The sequence below is a fragment of the Allobosea minatitlanensis genome, assembly GCF_964020775.1.
In genome coordinates, this window is the sequence record NZ_OZ224509.1 from 1,660,887 (window position 1) to 1,678,600 (window position 17,714).

Consider the following 17,714-nt stretch of genomic DNA (forward strand, 5'->3'; position numbering starts at 1 on the left):
CATGCATGACGGGCCAGAGGCGACCCTGCCGGCTCCGCAAACCGAGCTGAACGCCCATGCTGGCGCAGCTCTCGATCCGTGACATCGTCCTGATCGACCGGCTCGATCTCGGTTTCCGCGAGGGCTTGAGCGTCCTCACGGGCGAGACGGGCGCCGGCAAGTCGATCCTGCTCGACGGCTTCGCGCTGGCGCTGGGCGGGCGCGGCGACGGCTCGCTCGTGCGCCATGGCGAGGCGCAGGGCCAGGTCAGCGCCGTCTTCGACCTCCCGTCCGACCATGCGGCGCGCCGGCTCGCCGAGGCGCAGGAGATCGACACCGACGGCGATCTCATCCTGCGGCGGGTCCAGTACGCCGACGGCCGCACCCGCGCCTTCGTCAACGACCAGCCGGTCTCCGTCCAGATCCTGCGCATGATCGGGGCCGCGATCGTCGAGATCCACGGCCAGCATGACGACCGGGCCCTGACCGATCCGGCCCAGCACCGCGCCCTGCTCGACGGCTTCGGCGGGCTGGAAGGGCAGGCGCAGGCGGTCGCCGAGGCGAGCGAGACGCTGAAACGGGCGCGGCAGGCCCTGCAGGCGCAGCGCCTGCGGGTCGAGGCCGCGCGCAAGGAGGCCGATTTCCTGCGCCACGCGGTCGAGGAGCTCGGCAAGCTCGCGCCGAAGCCCGGTGAGGAGGACGAGCTCGCCGCCGCGCGCCAGGCGATGATGCAGGCCGAGAAGGTCGCGCGCGATCTCAACGAGGCCTATGAGGCGGTCGGCGGCCAGGGCTCGCCGGTTTCGGCGCTGGCGGCGGTGCTGCGCCGGCTGGAGCGCCGGGTCGGGCAGGCGCCGGAGCTGGTCGACCCCTCGCTCGCGGCGCTCAACACGGCCATCGTCGCGCTGGAGGAGGCGGGCGAGGCGCTCGGCGCCGCGACGCGGGCGGCCGAATACGATCCGCGCGAGCAGGAGCGTGTCGAGGAGCGTCTGTTCGCGCTCAGGGCGGCCGGCCGCAAATACGATGTGCCGGTCGACGGCCTCTGCGTGCTCGCGGCGAGCATGGCGGCCGACCTCGCCGCGCTCGACGAGAGCGAATCCTCGCTCGGTCGGCTCGAGGCCGAGCTGACGACGGCGGAGCAGGCCTTCCTCGCGCAGGCCAAGGCCTTGTCCGAGGCCCGCAAGGCGGCCGCGGCGCGGCTCGATGCGGCGGTGAAGGCGGAGCTGCCGCCGCTCAAGCTGGAGCGGGCGCGCTTCATCACCCGCATCGAGAGCGACGAGGCCGCGCGCGGGCCGGAAGGCTTCGACCGGGTCGAGTTCTGGGTCGAGACCAATCCCGGCACGCGGCCGGGGCCGATGATGAAGGTGGCGTCCGGGGGCGAGCTGTCGCGCTTCATGCTGGCGCTCAAGGTCGTTCTGGCCGAGCGCGGCTCGGCGCCGACCCTGGTCTTCGACGAGATCGACACCGGCGTCGGCGGCGCCGTGGCGGACGCCATCGGCGAGAGGCTGGCGCGGCTCGCGGACCGGGTGCAGGTGATCTCGGTGACCCATGCGCCGCAGGTGGCGGCCAAGGCGGGGCAGCATTTCCTGATCGCGAAATCGGCGGAGGAGGGCGAGGCCTCGCGCACCGTCACCCGCGTCACCTCGCTCGCCGACCAGGCGCGGCGCGAGGAGATCGCCCGGATGCTGGCCGGCGCCTCGATCACCGAGGAGGCGCGGGCCGCGGCCGGGCGCCTTCTGGAAGCGGCCGGGCTGCGCGGCTGAGCTGCCGCGAAGGCGGCGTCAGGCCGCCGGCACGAGCGCGTAGCCGTCGCCTTGCCGGCGCACCTGGCGGAAGCCGGTGATGTGCCCTCCCGAAACCGTCCAGCCCTTCGCGGCAGCGCGCTCCAGAATGTCCCGGCGCGACCGGACCGCCTGGTTGGCATCCAGGTCGTAGACCATGCCGATGGCGGGATCGGCCGCCTGCAAGGCGCCGAGATGCAGGGCGTCGCCCCAGAGCAGCAAAGAGCGCTCGCCATCGCCGATGAGGTAGCCGCTATGGCCGAAGCTGTGGCCGGGCAGGGGCACGAGCGCGACGCCGGGCAGGACCGGCCCGGGCTCCGCCGCCCGGATGCGGCCGGCATAGAGCCGCCGCAAGCTGGCGGCGATGTCGAAGGCGCCGCGCTTGCTCTCGGGCGTCGCCGCCCGCTTCGCCTCGTCGCCGTAATAGCCGAGATCGGCCTGCGGGACGACGATCTCGGCCGCGGGGAAGCGCGGCCGCTCGCCGTCGAACAGGCCGAGCGCATGATCGCCATGGAGATGGGTGACGAGCACGCGCCCGACATCCTCGGGACGGATGCCGGCTTCGGCCATCGCCTGCGGCGCGTGGCCGAGGGCGGCGCCCCAGGACGGGCCGGTGCCGGCATCGACCAGGGTGACGCCGCCTGCATCGCGCAGGGCGAAGCAGTTCACCGCGATGCTGATCCGCGGCTGGCCGAAGCGCGCGATCGCCTCGGCGCGGGCGGCGGCGCCGGACTGGTGGACGATCACGTCCGCCGGCGCTTCGAAAATGCCGTCGAGCAGGGTCGTGACGTCGTATCCGCCGAAACGGGGAGGCTGCGCGGTCATCGAGGATCTCCTGTCGCCTCCTGCGTAGCGCCGGGCCCGGAACGGTGCCAATGCCGCCGGGCAAGGGGCGGCTTTGCGCGCCGTGCGCGGTTGCGCCATTTCCTTTTGGCCCGGCTTGCTCTATGAGCCGCTTTCGATCGACGGCCTGCAGGTGCTGCGCGCGCCGCTTATCCGTCACCCCAGTTTCGCGATCTTCCCGCGTTCCGAGCCGCAGAACCAGGCCTTCCGCATGTCCTTTTCCCTCACGAGCCCGCCGCTCGCGCGCGCGCTCGCCGACCGCAACTATTCCGAGCCGACGCCGGTGCAGAGCGCCGTGCTGGAGGAGGCCGCGCATGGGCGCGACCTCCTGGTCTCCTCGCAGACCGGCTCGGGCAAGACCATCGCCTACGGGCTCGCCATCGGCGAGACGCTGCTGGACGGGGCCGAGAGGCTCGGCCGTGCGGCGCTGCCGCTGGCGCTGATCATCGCGCCGACCCGCGAGCTCGCCCTGCAGGTCCAGCGCGAGCTGGCCTGGCTCTACGCCCAGGCGGGCGCGCGGGTGATCTCCTGCGTCGGCGGCATGGACCCGCGCCGCGAGGCGATGCTGCTCGACGAGGGCGCGCATATCGTCGTCGGCACGCCCGGCCGCCTGCGCGACCATATCGAGCGCCGCCGCCTCGACCTCTCGGAGCTCAAGGCCGTCGTGCTCGACGAGGCGGACGAGATGCTCGATCTCGGCTTCCGCGAGGATCTCGAATTCATCCTGAAGAGCGCGCCCGAGAGCCGCCGCAGCCTGCTGTTCTCGGCGACCTTTCCGAAGGAGATCATCCGGCTGGCCGAGAGCTATCAGCGCGACGCGCTGCGCATCGAGGTTCAGGCGACGACCCGCGGCCATGCCGACATCGCCTACAAGGCGGTGCGCGTCTATCCGAAGGAAGCCGAGCTCGCGGTCGTCAACCTGCTGCGCTTCCACAATGCGCCGGTGGCGCTGGTCTTCTGCAACACGCGCAACGCCGTGCGCCATCTCGAGGCCATCCTGCTGGAGCGCGGCTTCACCGCCGTCGCGCTTTCGGGCGAGCTCGGCCAGAACGAGCGCAACGCCGCGCTGCAGGCTCTGCGCGACGGCCGGGCGCGGGTCTGCGTCGCCACCGACGTCGCGGCGCGCGGCATCGACCTGCCGGGGCTCGACCTCGTCATCCATGCCGAATTGCCGCATGATTCCGAGGTGATGCAGCACCGCTCGGGCCGCACCGGCCGCGCCGGCAACAAGGGCGTGAGCGTGCTGCTGGTGCCGCAATCGCGCCGGCGCAAGGCCGAGCGCCTGCTGATGGAAGGCAAGGTCGAGGCCGAATGGATCGGCCCGCCGACGGCCGAGGAGATCCATGCGCTCGACCAGCAGCGCCTGCTCCAGGACCCGCTTCTGGCGGGCGAGGAAGGCGAGGACGACGCCGGGATGATCGAGGCGCTGATGGCGGGCCGCGAGGCGCGCGAGATCGCGGCGGCGCTGGTGCGCCTCTATCGCTCGCGCCTGCCGGCGGCGGAGGAGGCCGGCGATCCGGGCTTCGGCCGCGACGAGCGCCGGGCGCCGCGCGCGAACGAGGACTACGCCGCCAAGCGCCGCCCCTTCGGCGCCGGCCGCGAGGCGGATGAGGGCGAGCGTCCGCGCAAGGCCGCCGGCCCGCGCGGCGAAACGGTCTGGTTTCGGCTCGATATCGGCCGCAAGCAGGGCGCCGATCCGCGCCAACTCCTGCCGATGCTGTGCCGGCGCGGCCGCATCACCCGCGACGAGGTCGGCGCGATCCGCATCTTCGACCGCGAGACCAAGGTCGAGATCGACGCCAATGTCGCCGATCGCTTCTACGAATCCGCCAAGGTGCCGGATCGCGACCGGATCACGATCGAGCCCGCGACGGAGGAGCGGCGGGCGGCGAAGTCCTTCGAGGACAAGTCTTCCGAGCGGCGGGCGCCGCCGCGCCGTGGTGCCGCGGACGGCTCCGATTCCGCTGACAGGCCGGAGCGGGGCGGCAAGTTCGAGCGCCTCGGCAGAGCGGAGCGCCAGGCTGCGCCCTATCGCGGCCGCGAGGCGGGCGAGCGCAAGCCCTATGAGGATTCCGGCGACGGGCGCCCGGCGGGCAAGAAGCCGTTCAATCCGAAGGCCAAGCGCTTTCCGGGGAAGGCGGAGCGGCCGGAAGGCGGGCGCCCCGCCGGCAAGCCCTTCGGCAAGGGCAAGCCGCCGCGCCGCGGCTGATCGGCGGCGCCGTCCTCAGCGCAGGCCGAGGAAGGAGAGGATGGCGAGGACGATGACGATCAGGCCGACGAGGTAGATGATATTGTTCATGAAAAACCCCCTGAATGGATAGGCCGCGAGGCGCGATTTCAGGAGGTTGAACCGGATTCGACGGGGAAAGGTTCCCGTGGGCAGACGATCGCAGCCGCTTGCCGCGGGATGCGCCCATCCAGGCGAAGCGACGCCCGGACCCCGGGATCCGTGCGTGAACCTCGATCGGGATGCGATCCGGCATCAACCGGATCGCCGCCATGCTCTCGGCGTGAGAGGATGCGCCGGGTCGCCGCCCGTTCAGACCACCACCTTGCGGTAGAGGTGCCAGGTGGCGTGGCCGAGCACCGGCATCGCCACCACGAGCCCGACCAGAACCGGCAGGCAGCCGAGCACCAGAAGCCCGGTCACCATCAGGCCCCAGACCGTCATCACCCGCGGATTGGCTTCGACGGCCGCGATCGAGGTGCGCACCGCCGTCGGCATGTCGACATGGCGGTCGATGATCAGCGGGAAGGACACCACCGAGATCGAAAAGGCGAGGATGGCGAAGAGCAGGCCGATGGAGTTGCCGAGGACGATCATCACCCAGCCGTCGAAGGTGGTGAAGGTCGCGCGCAGGAATTCGGCCGTGGAGACATCGGCGGGCAGGCCGAGCTGGGCGCGGTAGATCACCCAGGCGCAGGCCAGCCAGGCGAGGAAGAGCCCGGTCAGCATCAGGCCGAGCAGGACGATCTGCCCGATCCCCGGCGAGTGCAGCACCTCGACCGCATGGCTCCAGGACGAATCCAGCCCCTGCTCGCGCCGGCGGCTGGTCTCGTAGAGGCCGATCGCGGCGAAGGGGCCGAGCAGGGCGAAGCCGCCGAGCAGCGGGAAGAGCAGCGGGAAGATGTTGTAGCTGACGGTGAGCTGCGCCAGCAGCACGCCGGCGACGGGGTAGATCAGCGCGACGAAGACGAGATGGCTCGGCTGAGCCTTGAAATCCTCCCATCCGCGCCAGAGCGCGTCGCGCAGATCCATCGTCGTGATGGTGCGGACCTGCGGCTGGACCGCTGCGCCGATGTGATGGAGTGTGCCGTCAAGATTGGCCATGGCGTATCTCCCGGTTCCGGCCCGGTTCGCCAAGCAGCCATCGACATGTTCCTTGGCGTCAACGGCCGTCCGGCGTCGAGCTTCCAATTCCCAGTACAAGGACTATACACGCGGGAGCGGGATTTGTTGCAGCCTTTCGCGCGGTTGTGAGCGGCGCGCCGCGCAGGAGGCTGCTGCCCTTTCTCGTCAGCGCCATCTCGCCTAATGCTTCCCGCATGAGCGACACCGACGACACTTCAGCCACCGAAACACCCGTCGCGGATCTGACGCCGCGCCGGGCGAAGCTCGAGCACAAGCGGCTCGCGGCGCAGGTGCAGGCGGCGAACGACGCCTATTTCCAGGACGACCAGCCGATCATGGACGACGCCGCCTATGACGCGAAGCGCCGGCGGCTGGTCGCGCTGGAGGAGGCCTTCCCGGAGCTGAAGGAGGCCGATGGCGTCAGCGGCAAGGTCGGTGCCAGGCCCTCGGGCAAGTTCGCCAAGATCCGGCATCGCGTGCCGATGCTCTCGCTCGACAACGCCTTTTCCGACGAGGCGGTCGCCGAATTCGCCGCCCGCGTCTACCGCTTCCTCGGCCGCAAGGAGGAGGAGGGCGGCATCGCCTTCACCGCCGAGCCGAAGATCGACGGGCTCTCGCTCTCGCTGCGCTACGAGAAGGGCGAGCTCGCCGTCGCGGCGACGCGCGGCGACGGCGAGGAGGGCGAGGACGTCACCGTCAACGCCCGCACCATCGCCGAGATCCCGCAAAGGCTCGCCGGGCCGGACGTGCCGGAGATCGCCGAGGTGCGCGGCGAGGTCTATCTCGGCCATGCCGATTTCGCGGGAATCAACCAGCGCCAGCGCGAAAAAGGGCTCCCCGAATTCGCCAATCCGCGCAACGCCGCCGCAGGCTCGCTGCGCCAGCTCGATGCGAGCATCACCGCTTCGCGGCCCTTGCGCTTCTTCGCCTATGCCTGGGGCGAGATGCCGGTGCTGCCGGCTTCGACGCAGATGGGCGTGGTCGAGGCGTTCCGGCGCTGGGGATTCCGCACCAACCCGCTGATGAAGCGCTGCGAGAGCGTGGCCGAGATGGTGGCCCAGTACCGGCTGATCGAGAGCCAGCGCGCCACGCTCGGCTACGACATCGACGGGGTGGTCTACAAGGTCGACGACCTCGCGCTGCAGGCGAGGCTCGGCTTCGTCTCGCGGGCGCCGCGCTGGGCGATCGCGCACAAGTTCCCGGCCGAGCTGGCGACGACCATCCTGGAAGCGATCGACATCCAGGTCGGGCGCACCGGCGCGCTGTCGCCGGTCGCGCGATTGAAGCCGGTGACGGTCGGCGGCGTCGTCGTGACCAATGCGACGCTGCACAACGAGGACTATATCCGCGGCTTCGATTCGAAGGGCGCGCCGATCCGCGACGGCGCCGATATCCGCATCGGCGACACGGTGACGGTGAAGCGCGCCGGCGACGTCATCCCGCGCGTCGAGGCGGTCGACCTGTCGAAGCGGCCGGCGGATTCGAGGCCCTATGAATTCCCGACGCTCTGCCCCGCCTGCGGCAGCCATGCCGTGCGCGAGCACAATCCGCGCACCGGCAAGGAGGATGCCGTGCGCCGCTGCACCGGCGGGCTGATCTGCCCGGCGCAGACGGTCGAGCGGTTGAAGCATTTCGTCTCGCGCGACGCGCTCGACATCGACGGGCTCGGCGACAAGCAGATCGAGTTCTTCCACAATGACCCCGACCTGCCGGTGAAGGAACCGGCCGACATCTTCACGCTGGCGCGGCGCGACGAGGCCAATCTCAGGAAGCTCAAGGACAAGGAAGGCTTCGGCGCCGTCAGCGCGCGCAAGCTGTTCGAGGCGATCGAGGCGGCGCGCCGGCCGCCGCTCAACCGGCTGATCTTCGGGCTCGGCATCCGCCATATCGGCGAGACCAATGCGCGGCTGCTCGCCCGCAACTACGGCTCCTTCGCGGCGCTGCGCGAGGCGGTCGCCGCCGCGGCCGATCCCGCCGCGCCGCAGCGGCAGGAGCTCGACGCCATCGACGGCGTCGGCCCGACCGTGGTCGAGGCGCTGCTGCAGTTCTTCGGCGAGCCGCACAACCAGGCGCTGCTCGACCGGCTGCTGGCGCAGGTCGAGCCGCAGCCGCTGGAGGCCGTCGCCGCGACGAGCCCGGTCGCGGGCAAGACGGTGGTCTTCACCGGCGCGCTCGAGCGGATGACCCGCGACGAGGCCAAGGCCATGGCCGAACGGCTCGGGGCGAAGGTGGCGGGCTCGGTGTCGTCGAAGACGGACCTGCTCGTGGCCGGCCCGGGGGCGGGGTCGAAGCTCAAGGACGCGGCCAAGCACGGCGTCGCGGTGATCGACGAGGCCGGCTGGTTCGACCTGATCGGAGGCTGAGCCGGCGAAGGCCTATTCCGCCGCCTGCGCCGAGGGCGCGAACATCGCGGCGGGCGGGGCCTCGCCGGTGGCCCGTACCTGGCTCGGCGCGGTACCGGTGATGCGCTTGAAGGCGCGGCTGAAGGAGGCTTCCGACTCATAGCCGAGGCGCTGCGCCACCACCGCGATCCGCAGCTTGTCGCGGGCGAGCCATTGCCGGGCCTGGTGCATCCGGACCTGCGCGACATAGCGGGCCGGCGTCTCGCCGACGACCTCGGCGAAGCGCTGGGCGAAGCCGGAGCGCGAGGCGCCCATCAGTTCCGCCAGGCTTTCCACCGTCCAGTCGGTCTCGGGATGGGCATGCACCGCCGCCAGCACCTTGCCGATCTGCGGGCAGCGCGCCGCCGCGACCCAGCCCTTGCTGGTGCCGCAGCCGCTTTCCACCCAGGCGCGGATGATGGTCGCGGCCAGCACATCGGCGAGGCGCGCCAAGATGCCGCCGGCGCCGACCCGGTCCATCGCCACCTCCTGGCCCATCGCCTCGAGCAGATGCGGGATGCCGGGCTCGTTGGCGATGAAGTCGGACATCCGCATCAGCTCCGGCATCAGCCTGAGCAGCGGGTGGTCGGCGTCGACGTTGAAGCTCATGCGGCCGGTGAAGATCAGCATGTGCCGGCCGCTGCCGCCGCCTTCGACATCGAACACGTTGCCGTAGAATTCGCGCACCCGGCAGTCGCGGGGCGGGGAGGGGACGACCTCGGGCGAGCTCGCCAGCACATGGCCGCCGCCGCGCGGCAGCAGCACGGCGTCGCCGTCGTGCAGTTCCAGCCATTCGCCGGCCTGCGTCTTCAGCCAGCAGCTCCCGCGCGAGACGAAGTGAAAATAGGCTTCATGCGTCGCAGGGAAGGCGACGCCCCAGGGGGCGGCCATCTGGCAGCGGCTGTAGTCGACGCCGTCGAGCCGCAGGCCGCGGAGCATCTCGGTCAGGTGATCGGTGGAGGCGGTCATCGCAATCCTGGATGAATGATCAAGGAATGCGGATTATATAGCATGGAAACTCCATGGCGCCAGACCCATCTTCCGGCGACCTCATGGAGATCCCCATGTCCGACGCTTTATCCGCAACACCTTTCGAACTCGACGACGCGCGGGAGGAAACCCGCGAAAGACCCGCCTGGGCCGCGGTCGTCTCGCTGACCTTCGGCGTCTTCGGCCTCGTCACCGCAGAATTCCTGCCCGCCAGCCTGCTCACGCCGATGGCGGCGGATATCGGCGTCTCGGTCGGCGCCGCCGGCCAGGCGGTCACCGCCACGGCGGTGGTCGGCGCCATCGCCGGCCTCGCCGCCGCCATCGTCACCCGCGGCATCGACCGGCGCGTGGTGATCTGGGCGCTGACCGGCCTGCTGATCCTGTCGAGCGCCATCGCGGCGGTCGCCACCAACCTGCCGACGCTGCTCTTCGCCCGCGTGCTGCTCGGCATCGGCCTCGGCGCCTTCTGGTCGATGGTCGCCGCGACCGCGATGCGGCTGGTGCCGCCCAGCGCCCTGCCCAAGGCGATGTCGCTGATCTTCACCGGCGTCTCGGTCGCGACGGTGAGCGCCGCGCCGATCGGCGCCTATCTCGGCAATCTGATGGGCTGGCGCGTGGTGTTCTGGCTCTCGGCCCTGATCGGCGTGGTGACGCTCGTCATCCAGATGGCGGTGCTGCCGCGGCTGCCGGCGCGCGGCTCGCCCGACATCCGCACGCTGTTCCGGCTGCTCGGCCGGCCGAGCATCGCGCTCGTCCTCGCCGGCATCGCCGTGGTGATCTCCGGGCATTTCGCCGGCTTCACCTATGTCCGCCCGTTCCTGGAACAGATCCCGAAGCTGTCGGTCGAGGCGATCTCGCTGGTGCTGCTGGCCTATGGCGTCGGCGGTTTCTTCGGCAATTTCGCCGGCGGGGCGATCACGGCCCGCAGCGCCAAGGCCTCGGTGATCTTCGGCGCCTTCGCCGTCGCCCTGATGGGGGCGAGCCTGCTCGTCCTCGGGGCATCGCCGATCGCCTCGGCCATCGCCGTCGGGCTCTGGGGCTTCGCCTTCGGCGCCCTGCCGGTCGGCTTCCAGACCTGGCTGGTGCGGGTCGCGCCGGAGGACGAGGCGGAATCGGCCGGCGGCCTGCTCGTCGCCGCCTTCCAGGTCGCGATCGCGAGCGGGGCGATCTTCGGCGGGCTGCTGGTCGACGGCTTCGGGACGCTGGGCGTCATCGCCTATGCCACGGTCGCGACGCTGGTCGGCGGGCTCGGCGTGCTGCTGCTCGGCGCGAGGAGCCCCGAGCGGGTCGGAGCCAAGGCGGCCGCGCAGGCCCTCTGACGCGCCGTCGCGGCCGGCGAAACAGATCGGGCGCGTGATGCGCCCGATCACTTTTCTTCAAGACAGCGGCGGCGCGAGAGGGTTTATGCTCCCGGCATGGAAGCAGTTGCCCAGGGCGAGAGATTTGGCCTCGAACCGCTCGTCGCCGGCGAGCGGGCGAAGCTGTTTCCGGCCGTGCGCTTCGACGGGCTGGACTGCCTCGCCGCCACTTTCCGCCGCCACGCCTACGCGCCGCACCGGCACGAAAGCTATGTGCTCGGCACCATCGAGGCCGGCTGCGAGACCTTCCGCGTGCGCGGTGCCCGCCACTATGCCCGGCCGGGGCTGATCACCTTCGTCAACCCGCTGGAGACCCATGACGGCGAGCCTTACGGGCCCGGCTACAGCTATCGCATGACCTATCCCGAGATCGGGCTGATGCGCGAGGTCGCCGCCTCGCTGAGCGGCCGGGAGGCGGACGGGACCCCGTTCTTCCCGGAGCCGCTCGTCGAGGACGCGGAAGGGGCGGCGCTCTTCGCCGCCGCCCATCGCGCGATCGAGGCGGGCGAGGACCTGCTGGCGGGCGAGGAGATGCTGCTGCGCTTCTACGCGCATTGCCTGGCCCATCACGCCGATCTGGCGGTGCGGCCGGTCGGGGCGGAGGCCGGCCCGGTCGACCGCGCGCGGGAGGTTTTCGAGGCCCGCTACGACGAGGATCTGTCGCTGGCCGATCTGGCGCGGCTGACCGGCCTGCCGCGGCATCACCTGATCCGGGCCTTCCGGCGCGAAACCGGGCTGACGCCGCATGCCTATCTCGTCGATGTCCGCGTCCGGCGGGCGCGGGAGCGGCTGAGGCGCGGCGAGAAGCCCGGCGACGTCGCGGCGGCGACCGGCTTCAGCGACCAGCCGCATCTGACGCGGGCCTTCAAGGCGCGCTTCGGCGTCACGCCCGGCGCCTTCCGCGCCGCGCATGCCGGCTAGGCCGGCCCTTCGAGAGAATCGATCCATGTCCACGATGCGCGACGACATCAGGCGCGGCCTGAGCGATATCTGGCCGGCGGCGGTGGCCGCGGCGCCGATCGGCCTGCTGTTCGGGGCCGTGGCGGCGAGCAAGGGGCTCTCCCCGCTCGAGGTCTTCCTGATGAGCGCCATGGTCTTCGCCGGCGGGGCGCAGTTCGCGGCGGTGGAGCTGTGGGCGACGCCCGCGCCGGTCGCGGCGCTGGTCTTCTCGACCTTGCTGATCAACGCCCGCCATATCCTGATGGGCGCCTCGCTGGCGCCGAAGCTCCAGGGCTTCAGCCGCTGGCAGAAATTCCTCGGCCTCTACTACATGGCCGACGAGAACTGGGCGCTGGCCGAGAAACGCGCCCGCACCCACAGCCTGACGCCGGCCTACTGGTTCGCCATGGTCGTGCCCTTCGTCGCCGGCTGGCTCGTCAATTCGACGCTGGGGGCGACGATCGGCGCGGTCCTCGGCGACCCGAAGCGGCTCGGCGCCGATTTCGCCTTCACGGCGCTGTTCATCGCCCTGGTCGCGGCCTTCTGGAAGGGGCGGGTGACGTTCTGGACGGTGGCGGCCGCCGGCATCGCCTCGGCGGTGACCTATCGCCTCGCCGGGCCGCCCTGGCATGTCGCGGCCGGCGCGCTCTGCGGCCTGCTGGCGGCCTGGCTCGCGGCGGGCAGTGAGGCGCGGGCGCAGGCGGTGGCGATCGAGGAGGCCGAGGCGTGAGCGTCGATCCGGTCAATTTCCTCGCCTTTCTCGGCATGGCGATCGTGACCTATGTCACGCGCGTCGCCGGGCTCGCGCTGGCGGGGCGGCTCAACCTGTCGCCGCGCGCGCAGGCGGCGTTCGATGCGATTCCGCCGGCGGTGCTGGTCGCGGTGATCGCGCCGAGCGCGCTCGCCACCGGCTGGGCCGAGACGGCTGCGGCGGCGATCGCGGCGCTGGCCGCGACGCGTCTGCCGCTGCTCGCGGTCGTGGCGGTGGGAGTCGTGGCGGTGGTGGCGTTTCGCGCGGTGATGTGATCGGCACCCGTCTCCGCGAGGAGGACGGCTGCTCATCGTCCGGGGGCGGCCTTCACAGCGGCCGGCAGGCATCCTCCAGCCAGGCCCTGGCCTCGCCCGCGACCAGCGGGCCGATCTTCTCCAGCACCTTGGCGTGATAGGCGTCGATCCAGGCGATCTCGCCATCGTCGAGCAGGTTCACATCGATCAGCGCCCGCTCATAGGGCGTCCAGGTGATGGTCTCGAAGCCGTAGATCGTGCGCTCGGCGCCGGGGATCCTGCGCTCCTCGACGACGAGCAGGTTCTCGATGCGGATGCCGTAATGGCCTTCCTTGTAATAGCCCGGCTCATTGGAGAGGATCATGCCCGGCTCCAGCGGCGTGGTGCCGAGCTTGGAGAGCCGCTGCGGCCCCTCATGCACCGAGAGATAGCTGCCGACACCATGGCCGGTGCCGTGGTCGAAGTCGAAGCCGCCCTGCCAGAGCGGCAGGCGCGCGAAGGCGTCGAGCTGCGCGCCGGAGGTGCCCTTGACGAAGACCAGCCGCGAGATCGCGACATGGCCCTTGAGCACGCGGGTATAGCGGTCGCGCATCTCGGGCGTCGGCGCGCCAATCACGATGGTGCGGGTGATGTCGGTGGTGCCGTCCTCGTACTGCCCGCCCGAATCGACCAGGAAGATGCCCGGCCCGATCGCCCGGTTGCTCGCCGCCGTCACGCGGTAATGCGGCAGCGCCGCATTGGGCCCGGCGCCGGCGATGGTGGTGAAGGAGACGTCCTTGAGCAGGCCGGTCTTCAGCCGCTCGTTCTCCAGCGCCGCGACGGCATCGATCTCGGTCAAGCCGCCCTTCGGCGCCTCGCGCGCGAGCCAGGACAGATAGTTCGCCATCGCCGCGCCGTCGCGCAGATGGGCGGCGCGGGTTCCGGCGAGCTCGGCCGCGTTCTTGCGCGCCTTCATCAGGGCGATCGGATCGGCGCCGGCATCGGGCGTGCCGCCGGCCTCGCGGATCAGCGTCGCCAGCGCCGAGGCCGCCGTCGCCGCGTCGAGCCGGACCCTGGCCTTGGCCGCGCCGAGCTTCCGCAACTGCGCTTCGAGCTCGGCCGGGGAGGCGATCTCGCCAACCGCGCCGATGGCGTCGCCCGCCTCGTTGGTGATCTTCTCCGGCGCGAGGAAGACGGTCGGGCGGCCCTCGCGCGGGACGATCGCATAGCCGAGCGGCAGCGGCGTGTGCTCGACATCGCCGCCGCGGATGTTGAAGGTCCAGGCCAGCGCATGCGGGTCGGAGACGACGAGGGCGTCGACCTTCGCATCCGCGAGCGCCTTGCGGATGCGCGCGAGCTTGGAGGCGGCGTCCTCGCCGGCGTAGTCGGCACGATGGGCCTTGACCGGGGCGGAAGGCGCGGCCGGGCGGTCGCTCCAGAGCGCGTCGATTGGGTTTTTCGCGACGGGGACCAGAGAGCCGCCGGCCGCCGCGGCCGCTTTCTCCAGCCGGGCGACGCCATCGACGGTGTGCAGCCAGGGATCGTAGCCGAGCTTGCCGCCGGCCGGCAGGTTCTGCTCGACCCAGCGCTCCAGCGGCGACTCCTCCATGCGGACCGGGGTCACCACCCTGGTGTCGGTCTGCTCGGCCGACTGGATGGTGTAGCGACCGTCGACGATCAGCGCCGCCCTGTCGGCCAGCACCACCGCATTGCCGGCCGAGCCGGTGAAGCCGGTCAGCCAGGCGAGGCGGGCCATATGCGCCGGCACATATTCGCCCTGATGCTCGTCGGCGCGCGGCACGACGAAGCCGTCGAGCCCCTGCGCCGCCAGAGCCTGCCGCAAGGCGGCGACGCGGCCGGCGACCTGCGCCGGGTCGCTGGGCTCGGTGAAGGACTGGAAACGGCAGCTCGGCATCGACTGGCTCATCTGGGAATCCGGTATGGCTGTGGTGCGCATGGTTGCGCCGCCGCCCCGCAAAGCGCCAGCCCCAAAGCGGCATGGGAGCCGTTCGCCGGACCGGCCGCGGCTGCCGCTTTGCCGGGCGATTGCCCATGTGTCATGCATCGCATGCGCGCGGACTGAGCGATGCTGCTGGCCGATATGCGGAAGGTGCATATCTCGCATATGCAAAAACATCTTCTCGCAAGTGCGAAATGACTCCACTTTAGTCGTACAAGAGAACGAGGAAGCGACCGGGACTGTCCTTCGTTTTTTCGGAGATGGACCCATGACCTATGTGCTGAACAACGCCGACGTGCTGCCCGTGCCGGTGATCGCCGAGAGCGGGGCGCTGCGTTCGGAGAAGCCTGGCCTGATGCGCCGGATCTATGACGCGATCATCGAAAGCCGGATGCGTTCCGCGGCCCGCGAGCTGCGCGCGCGCAACCTCCTCGTCAACGAGGCCGGGATCGTTCTCGGCGGCATTCCGTTCACGAGCCTGTCGAACGACGCCGCGCTGCCCTTCAACCGCTGACGCCCCGGCGCAGAGAGTAACCCATGATCGTCATCGCCAAGCATATCGTCGAGCGGATCGTCGATGCGGCGAAGTTCGCCGCCGCCGTCTGGCACGACGCCCGCAGCCTGCAGGCCGAAGCCGAGGCCAAATACGGCCATATCGAGTTCTGACGCCGAGAGGCGACGGCCTCGCACCCGGCTTTCGCAGCCGGGCGCATCAGGTCAGACAGGGCGGCGGGGCCTTTGGGCCGCGCCGCCCTTTTTCATGACCAGCGTCGCCCAGCCTTCGCGCAGCGACCGGCTCGCCAGCGCGACCCCCTGGTGCCGATAGGCCGCGATCACGCCGGGGACGTCCATGGCGAGCAGGCCGGAGAGGATCAGCGTGCCGTCCGGCGAGAGCGCCCGCGCCAGGGCGGGGGCGAGGCGCCGCAGCGGGCCGGCCAGGATATTGGCGAAGATCAGGTCGAAATGGCCGGGCCGGTCGGCCTTGGCATGGCGCAGCCCGGGCGCGACATAGAGGTCGAGCGCATGCGGCGCGTGGTTGAGGCGGGCGTTATGCGCCGAGACCTCGACCGCGATGGCGTCGATGTCGCCGGCGACGACCTTGCGCTTGATCTGCTTGGCGAGCGCCAGCGCCAGGATGCCCGTGCCGGTGCCGACATCGAGCCCGCGGCGCGGACGGCGCTTCTTCAATTCGGCGTCGAGGGCGAGCAGGCAGCCGGCGGTGGTGCCGTGATGGCCGGTGCCGAAGGCGAGCGCCGCCTCGATCTCGATGGCGACGTCGTTGACCCGCACGGTGTCGCGGTCATGCGCGCCATGGACGAGGACGCGGCCGGCGCGCACGGGCTTCAGCCCGTCGAGGCTCGTCGCCACCCAGTCCTGCTGGTTCACCGTGGTGAAGGGCGTGCTGTCGATGCCGTCGCCGACGATCGGCCGCAGCAGGTCGCGCACCGCCTCCTCGTCCGGGTGGTGGGCGAAGTAGATCTCCACCTTCCAGGGTGCGTTGAGCGAGAGCGTGGTGACGCCTTCCTCGACCTCGAAGGACGAGATCGCCGTCTCGGTGGGGTCGAAGACCTCGCCCAGCAGCTCGGTCAGGGCGCGGGCCTTGTCGCCCGAGGTGGAGAGTTCGAGGACGGTCGCGACCGTCGCTGGCAGAAGGCCTTCGCGCATGGCGCGGGATTAGCAGGCGCGTCCGGCGCTGTCATCGGAAATGGCGGCGCGGCTAAACCTGGCGTTCAGCAAATGGCTGCTAGGAGCGGGACCATGTCGCCCTTCCTGCGGAAGATCATCGTCAAGGCGAGCCTCGCGACGGTGCTGTCGATCGCGGCGTCGCTCGGTCTCGCCGTGACGATCGTGCCGCTGCTCGGGGGGGTCGTCGACGGCAACGCCTGGCTGATGTGCGTCCTCTGCCCGCTGCTGATCGCCTGGCCCGTGAGCGCCTGGCAGTTCAGCCAGGCCGAGCGCCTGCGCGAGACCCGCAACGAGATCGCCAGGCTGCACCGGGAGCTGGAGGAGGCGCATCGCAATCTGTCGGCGGCCCATGCGGTCACCGTCGAAAAGGCGCGGCGCGATGGCATGACCGGCCTGCTCAACCGCGGGAGCTTCCTCGCCGCCGTCCGGGAGATGATGGCCGGAACCAGGGCGGGCGCGCTGCTGCTCGTCGACGCCGATCATTTCAAGCAGATCAACGACCGTTTCGGTCATCCCGTCGGCGACGAGGCCCTGCAGGGCCTGGCGGAGGCGATTGCCGGCGCGCTCGAGGCGGGGCATCTCGCGGGGAGGCTCGGCGGCGAGGAGTTCGCCGTCTATCTGCCGGGCGTCGCCACCGGCGAGGCGCGCCGCATTGCCGCGAAGATCATCGAGACGGTCAGGCGCCTGCGCGTCGCGGTGTCGGCCGAGGAGGCGATTTCGCTGACGGTGAGCATCGGCGGAGCGACCCAGGCGGGCGGGGTGACGCTCAACGAACTGATCGCCGAGGCCGATGAGCAGCTCTACAGGGCCAAGATGATGGGGCGCAACCGGGCCGTCTTCCCGCCGGACGGCGTCGTCGCCGCCTGACGCCCGCGCTTTCGTCCGGCGCTATTCGGCGGCTGGCAGAAGGGCGACATCCGGCGCCGGAATCAGCGCGATCGCGAAATCCGCGATCTCCCGCGCGGCGTCGGGGTCGGCCTTCAATTCGCTCGGCGTGCGGGCGCGCGGAACGGCCTCGTTGTTCTCGCGCAGCGTTCCGATCCAGAGAGACAGAGCTTCCGGGGCGTTCCGCAACGCCTCGTCGAGCGTGTCGCCGGCCGCGAAGCAGCCGGGCAGGTCGGGAAACCAGACGCCGACGGCATGGTCGGGGCCTGCATCCTCGATGATGGCGACGTAATGGGTCATGTCAGTCGCGCGGCCAGCCCGCCTGCTTGTAGATCTTCAACACGAGGCCCGGTCCGAAATTCTTCTTCGGATGCGGCAGCACGATAGTGTCACGAGCGCCGGGCTTTTTGAAGACATGGTGAGAGCCGGCGACGCGCACGCATTCCCAGCCCTCGCGTTCCAGGCGGCGCATGATGTCGGCGCTGTTGTTGAGCATTGGTCAAATTCCTTGGGAATCCGACCACCCATGCTAGGCATATCTTGGCAAGCCACAACATCCCGCACCACGCGGCAAGCCGC

The 17,714-nt window shown here is 70.8% G+C and carries 17 protein-coding genes; 10 read left to right on the forward strand and 7 right to left on the reverse strand.

Annotated elements, in window-relative coordinates; translation table 11 throughout:
* Positions 1-56 precede the first annotated feature (56 nt).
* Entirely contained in the window at positions 57-1,739 is a 1,683-nt protein-coding gene (gene recN / locus ACWH43_RS08125; RefSeq protein WP_158448088.1) for a DNA repair protein RecN, read from the forward strand.
* 18 nt (positions 1,740-1,757) lie between these two features.
* Here recN and aidB read toward each other — a convergent pair whose 3' ends face one another.
* A complete protein-coding gene (gene aidB / locus ACWH43_RS08130) occupies positions 1,758-2,582 on the reverse strand; it encodes an AidB family quorum-quenching N-acyl homoserine lactonase (protein ID WP_158443248.1) in 825 nt (274 codons plus the stop codon).
* A gap of 229 nt (positions 2,583-2,811) precedes the next feature.
* On the opposite strand from aidB, the gene ACWH43_RS08135 reads away from it, so the two are divergent.
* Complete coding sequence (locus ACWH43_RS08135) at positions 2,812-4,809, forward strand: DEAD/DEAH box helicase (protein ID WP_448153433.1); 1,998 nt, start codon at positions 2,812-2,814, stop codon at positions 4,807-4,809.
* A 330-nt stretch (positions 4,810-5,139) separates the two neighbouring features.
* Here ACWH43_RS08135 and ACWH43_RS08140 read toward each other — a convergent pair whose 3' ends face one another.
* Positions 5,140-5,931: a DUF2189 domain-containing protein gene (locus ACWH43_RS08140; protein ID WP_158443250.1), complete on the reverse strand. Its 792-nt coding sequence runs from the start codon at positions 5,929-5,931 to the stop codon at positions 5,140-5,142.
* 215 nt (positions 5,932-6,146) lie between these two features.
* Between ACWH43_RS08140 and ligA the strand changes: the two genes are divergently transcribed.
* Positions 6,147-8,315, forward strand: coding sequence for an NAD-dependent DNA ligase LigA (gene ligA, locus ACWH43_RS08145; RefSeq protein ID WP_158443251.1), 2,169 nt, complete (start codon positions 6,147-6,149; stop codon positions 8,313-8,315).
* 12 nt (positions 8,316-8,327) lie between these two features.
* Here the strand turns inward: ligA and ACWH43_RS08150 are convergent, their stop codons facing one another.
* A complete protein-coding gene (locus ACWH43_RS08150; RefSeq protein ID WP_158443252.1) occupies positions 8,328-9,302 on the reverse strand; it encodes an AraC family transcriptional regulator in 975 nt (324 codons plus the stop codon).
* A gap of 95 nt (positions 9,303-9,397) precedes the next feature.
* Here ACWH43_RS08150 and ACWH43_RS08155 point away from each other — a divergent pair, with 95 nt between their 5' ends.
* The 4 genes from ACWH43_RS08155 to ACWH43_RS08170 all read left to right on the forward strand — a co-directional run bounded on the left by ACWH43_RS08155 (position 9,398) and on the right by ACWH43_RS08170 (position 12,646).
* Positions 9,398-10,642 (forward strand): MFS transporter, encoded by a 1,245-nt coding sequence (locus ACWH43_RS08155; protein ID WP_158443253.1) that lies wholly within the window; start codon positions 9,398-9,400, stop codon positions 10,640-10,642.
* A 96-nt stretch (positions 10,643-10,738) separates the two neighbouring features.
* Positions 10,739-11,602 carry an AraC family transcriptional regulator gene (locus tag ACWH43_RS08160; protein WP_158443254.1) on the forward strand — a complete coding sequence of 288 codons (864 nt, stop codon included), beginning with the start codon at positions 10,739-10,741 and terminating at the stop codon, positions 11,600-11,602.
* Positions 11,603-11,627: 25 nt separating this feature from the next.
* Positions 11,628-12,350: an AzlC family ABC transporter permease gene (locus tag ACWH43_RS08165; protein WP_158443255.1), complete on the forward strand. Its 723-nt coding sequence runs from the start codon at positions 11,628-11,630 to the stop codon at positions 12,348-12,350.
* Positions 12,347-12,646 (forward strand): AzlD family protein, encoded by a 300-nt coding sequence (locus ACWH43_RS08170; protein ID WP_158443256.1) that lies wholly within the window; start codon positions 12,347-12,349, stop codon positions 12,644-12,646. Before ACWH43_RS08165 ends, ACWH43_RS08170 begins: the two co-directional genes overlap by 4 nt.
* Before the next feature lie 52 nt (positions 12,647-12,698).
* Here ACWH43_RS08170 and ACWH43_RS08175 read toward each other — a convergent pair whose 3' ends face one another.
* Complete coding sequence (locus tag ACWH43_RS08175; protein WP_158443322.1) at positions 12,699-14,519, reverse strand: aminopeptidase P family protein; 1,821 nt, start codon at positions 14,517-14,519, stop codon at positions 12,699-12,701.
* Between the two features lie 313 nt (positions 14,520-14,832).
* On the opposite strand from ACWH43_RS08175, the gene ACWH43_RS08180 reads away from it, so the two are divergent.
* Both ACWH43_RS08180 and ACWH43_RS08185 read left to right on the forward strand, forming a co-directional pair.
* The gene (locus ACWH43_RS08180) at positions 14,833-15,078 is read left to right on the forward strand and encodes a hypothetical protein (protein WP_158443257.1); all 246 of its coding nucleotides are present in this window, start codon (positions 14,833-14,835) and stop codon (positions 15,076-15,078) included.
* Positions 15,079-15,101: 23 nt separating this feature from the next.
* Positions 15,102-15,230, forward strand: a complete 129-nt coding sequence (locus ACWH43_RS08185) for a hypothetical protein (RefSeq protein ID WP_260347744.1) — start codon at positions 15,102-15,104, stop codon at positions 15,228-15,230.
* A 51-nt stretch (positions 15,231-15,281) separates the two neighbouring features.
* Here ACWH43_RS08185 and ACWH43_RS08190 read toward each other — a convergent pair whose 3' ends face one another.
* Positions 15,282-16,229 (reverse strand): 50S ribosomal protein L11 methyltransferase, encoded by a 948-nt coding sequence (locus ACWH43_RS08190; protein ID WP_158443258.1) that lies wholly within the window; start codon positions 16,227-16,229, stop codon positions 15,282-15,284.
* Between the two features lie 93 nt (positions 16,230-16,322).
* Between ACWH43_RS08190 and ACWH43_RS08195 the strand changes: the two genes are divergently transcribed.
* Positions 16,323-17,117, forward strand: a complete 795-nt coding sequence (locus ACWH43_RS08195) for a GGDEF domain-containing protein (protein ID WP_260347745.1) — start codon at positions 16,323-16,325, stop codon at positions 17,115-17,117.
* A gap of 21 nt (positions 17,118-17,138) precedes the next feature.
* On the opposite strand, the gene ACWH43_RS08200 is transcribed toward ACWH43_RS08195, so the two are convergent.
* Both ACWH43_RS08200 and ACWH43_RS08205 read right to left on the reverse strand, forming a co-directional pair.
* Positions 17,139-17,435, reverse strand: a complete 297-nt coding sequence (locus ACWH43_RS08200; RefSeq protein WP_158443259.1) for a type II toxin-antitoxin system HicB family antitoxin — start codon at positions 17,433-17,435, stop codon at positions 17,139-17,141.
* A gap of 1 nt (position 17,436) precedes the next feature.
* Positions 17,437-17,631 carry a type II toxin-antitoxin system HicA family toxin gene (locus ACWH43_RS08205; RefSeq protein ID WP_158443260.1) on the reverse strand — a complete coding sequence of 65 codons (195 nt, stop codon included), beginning with the start codon at positions 17,629-17,631 and terminating at the stop codon, positions 17,437-17,439.
* Positions 17,632-17,714: the final 83 nt, after the last annotated feature.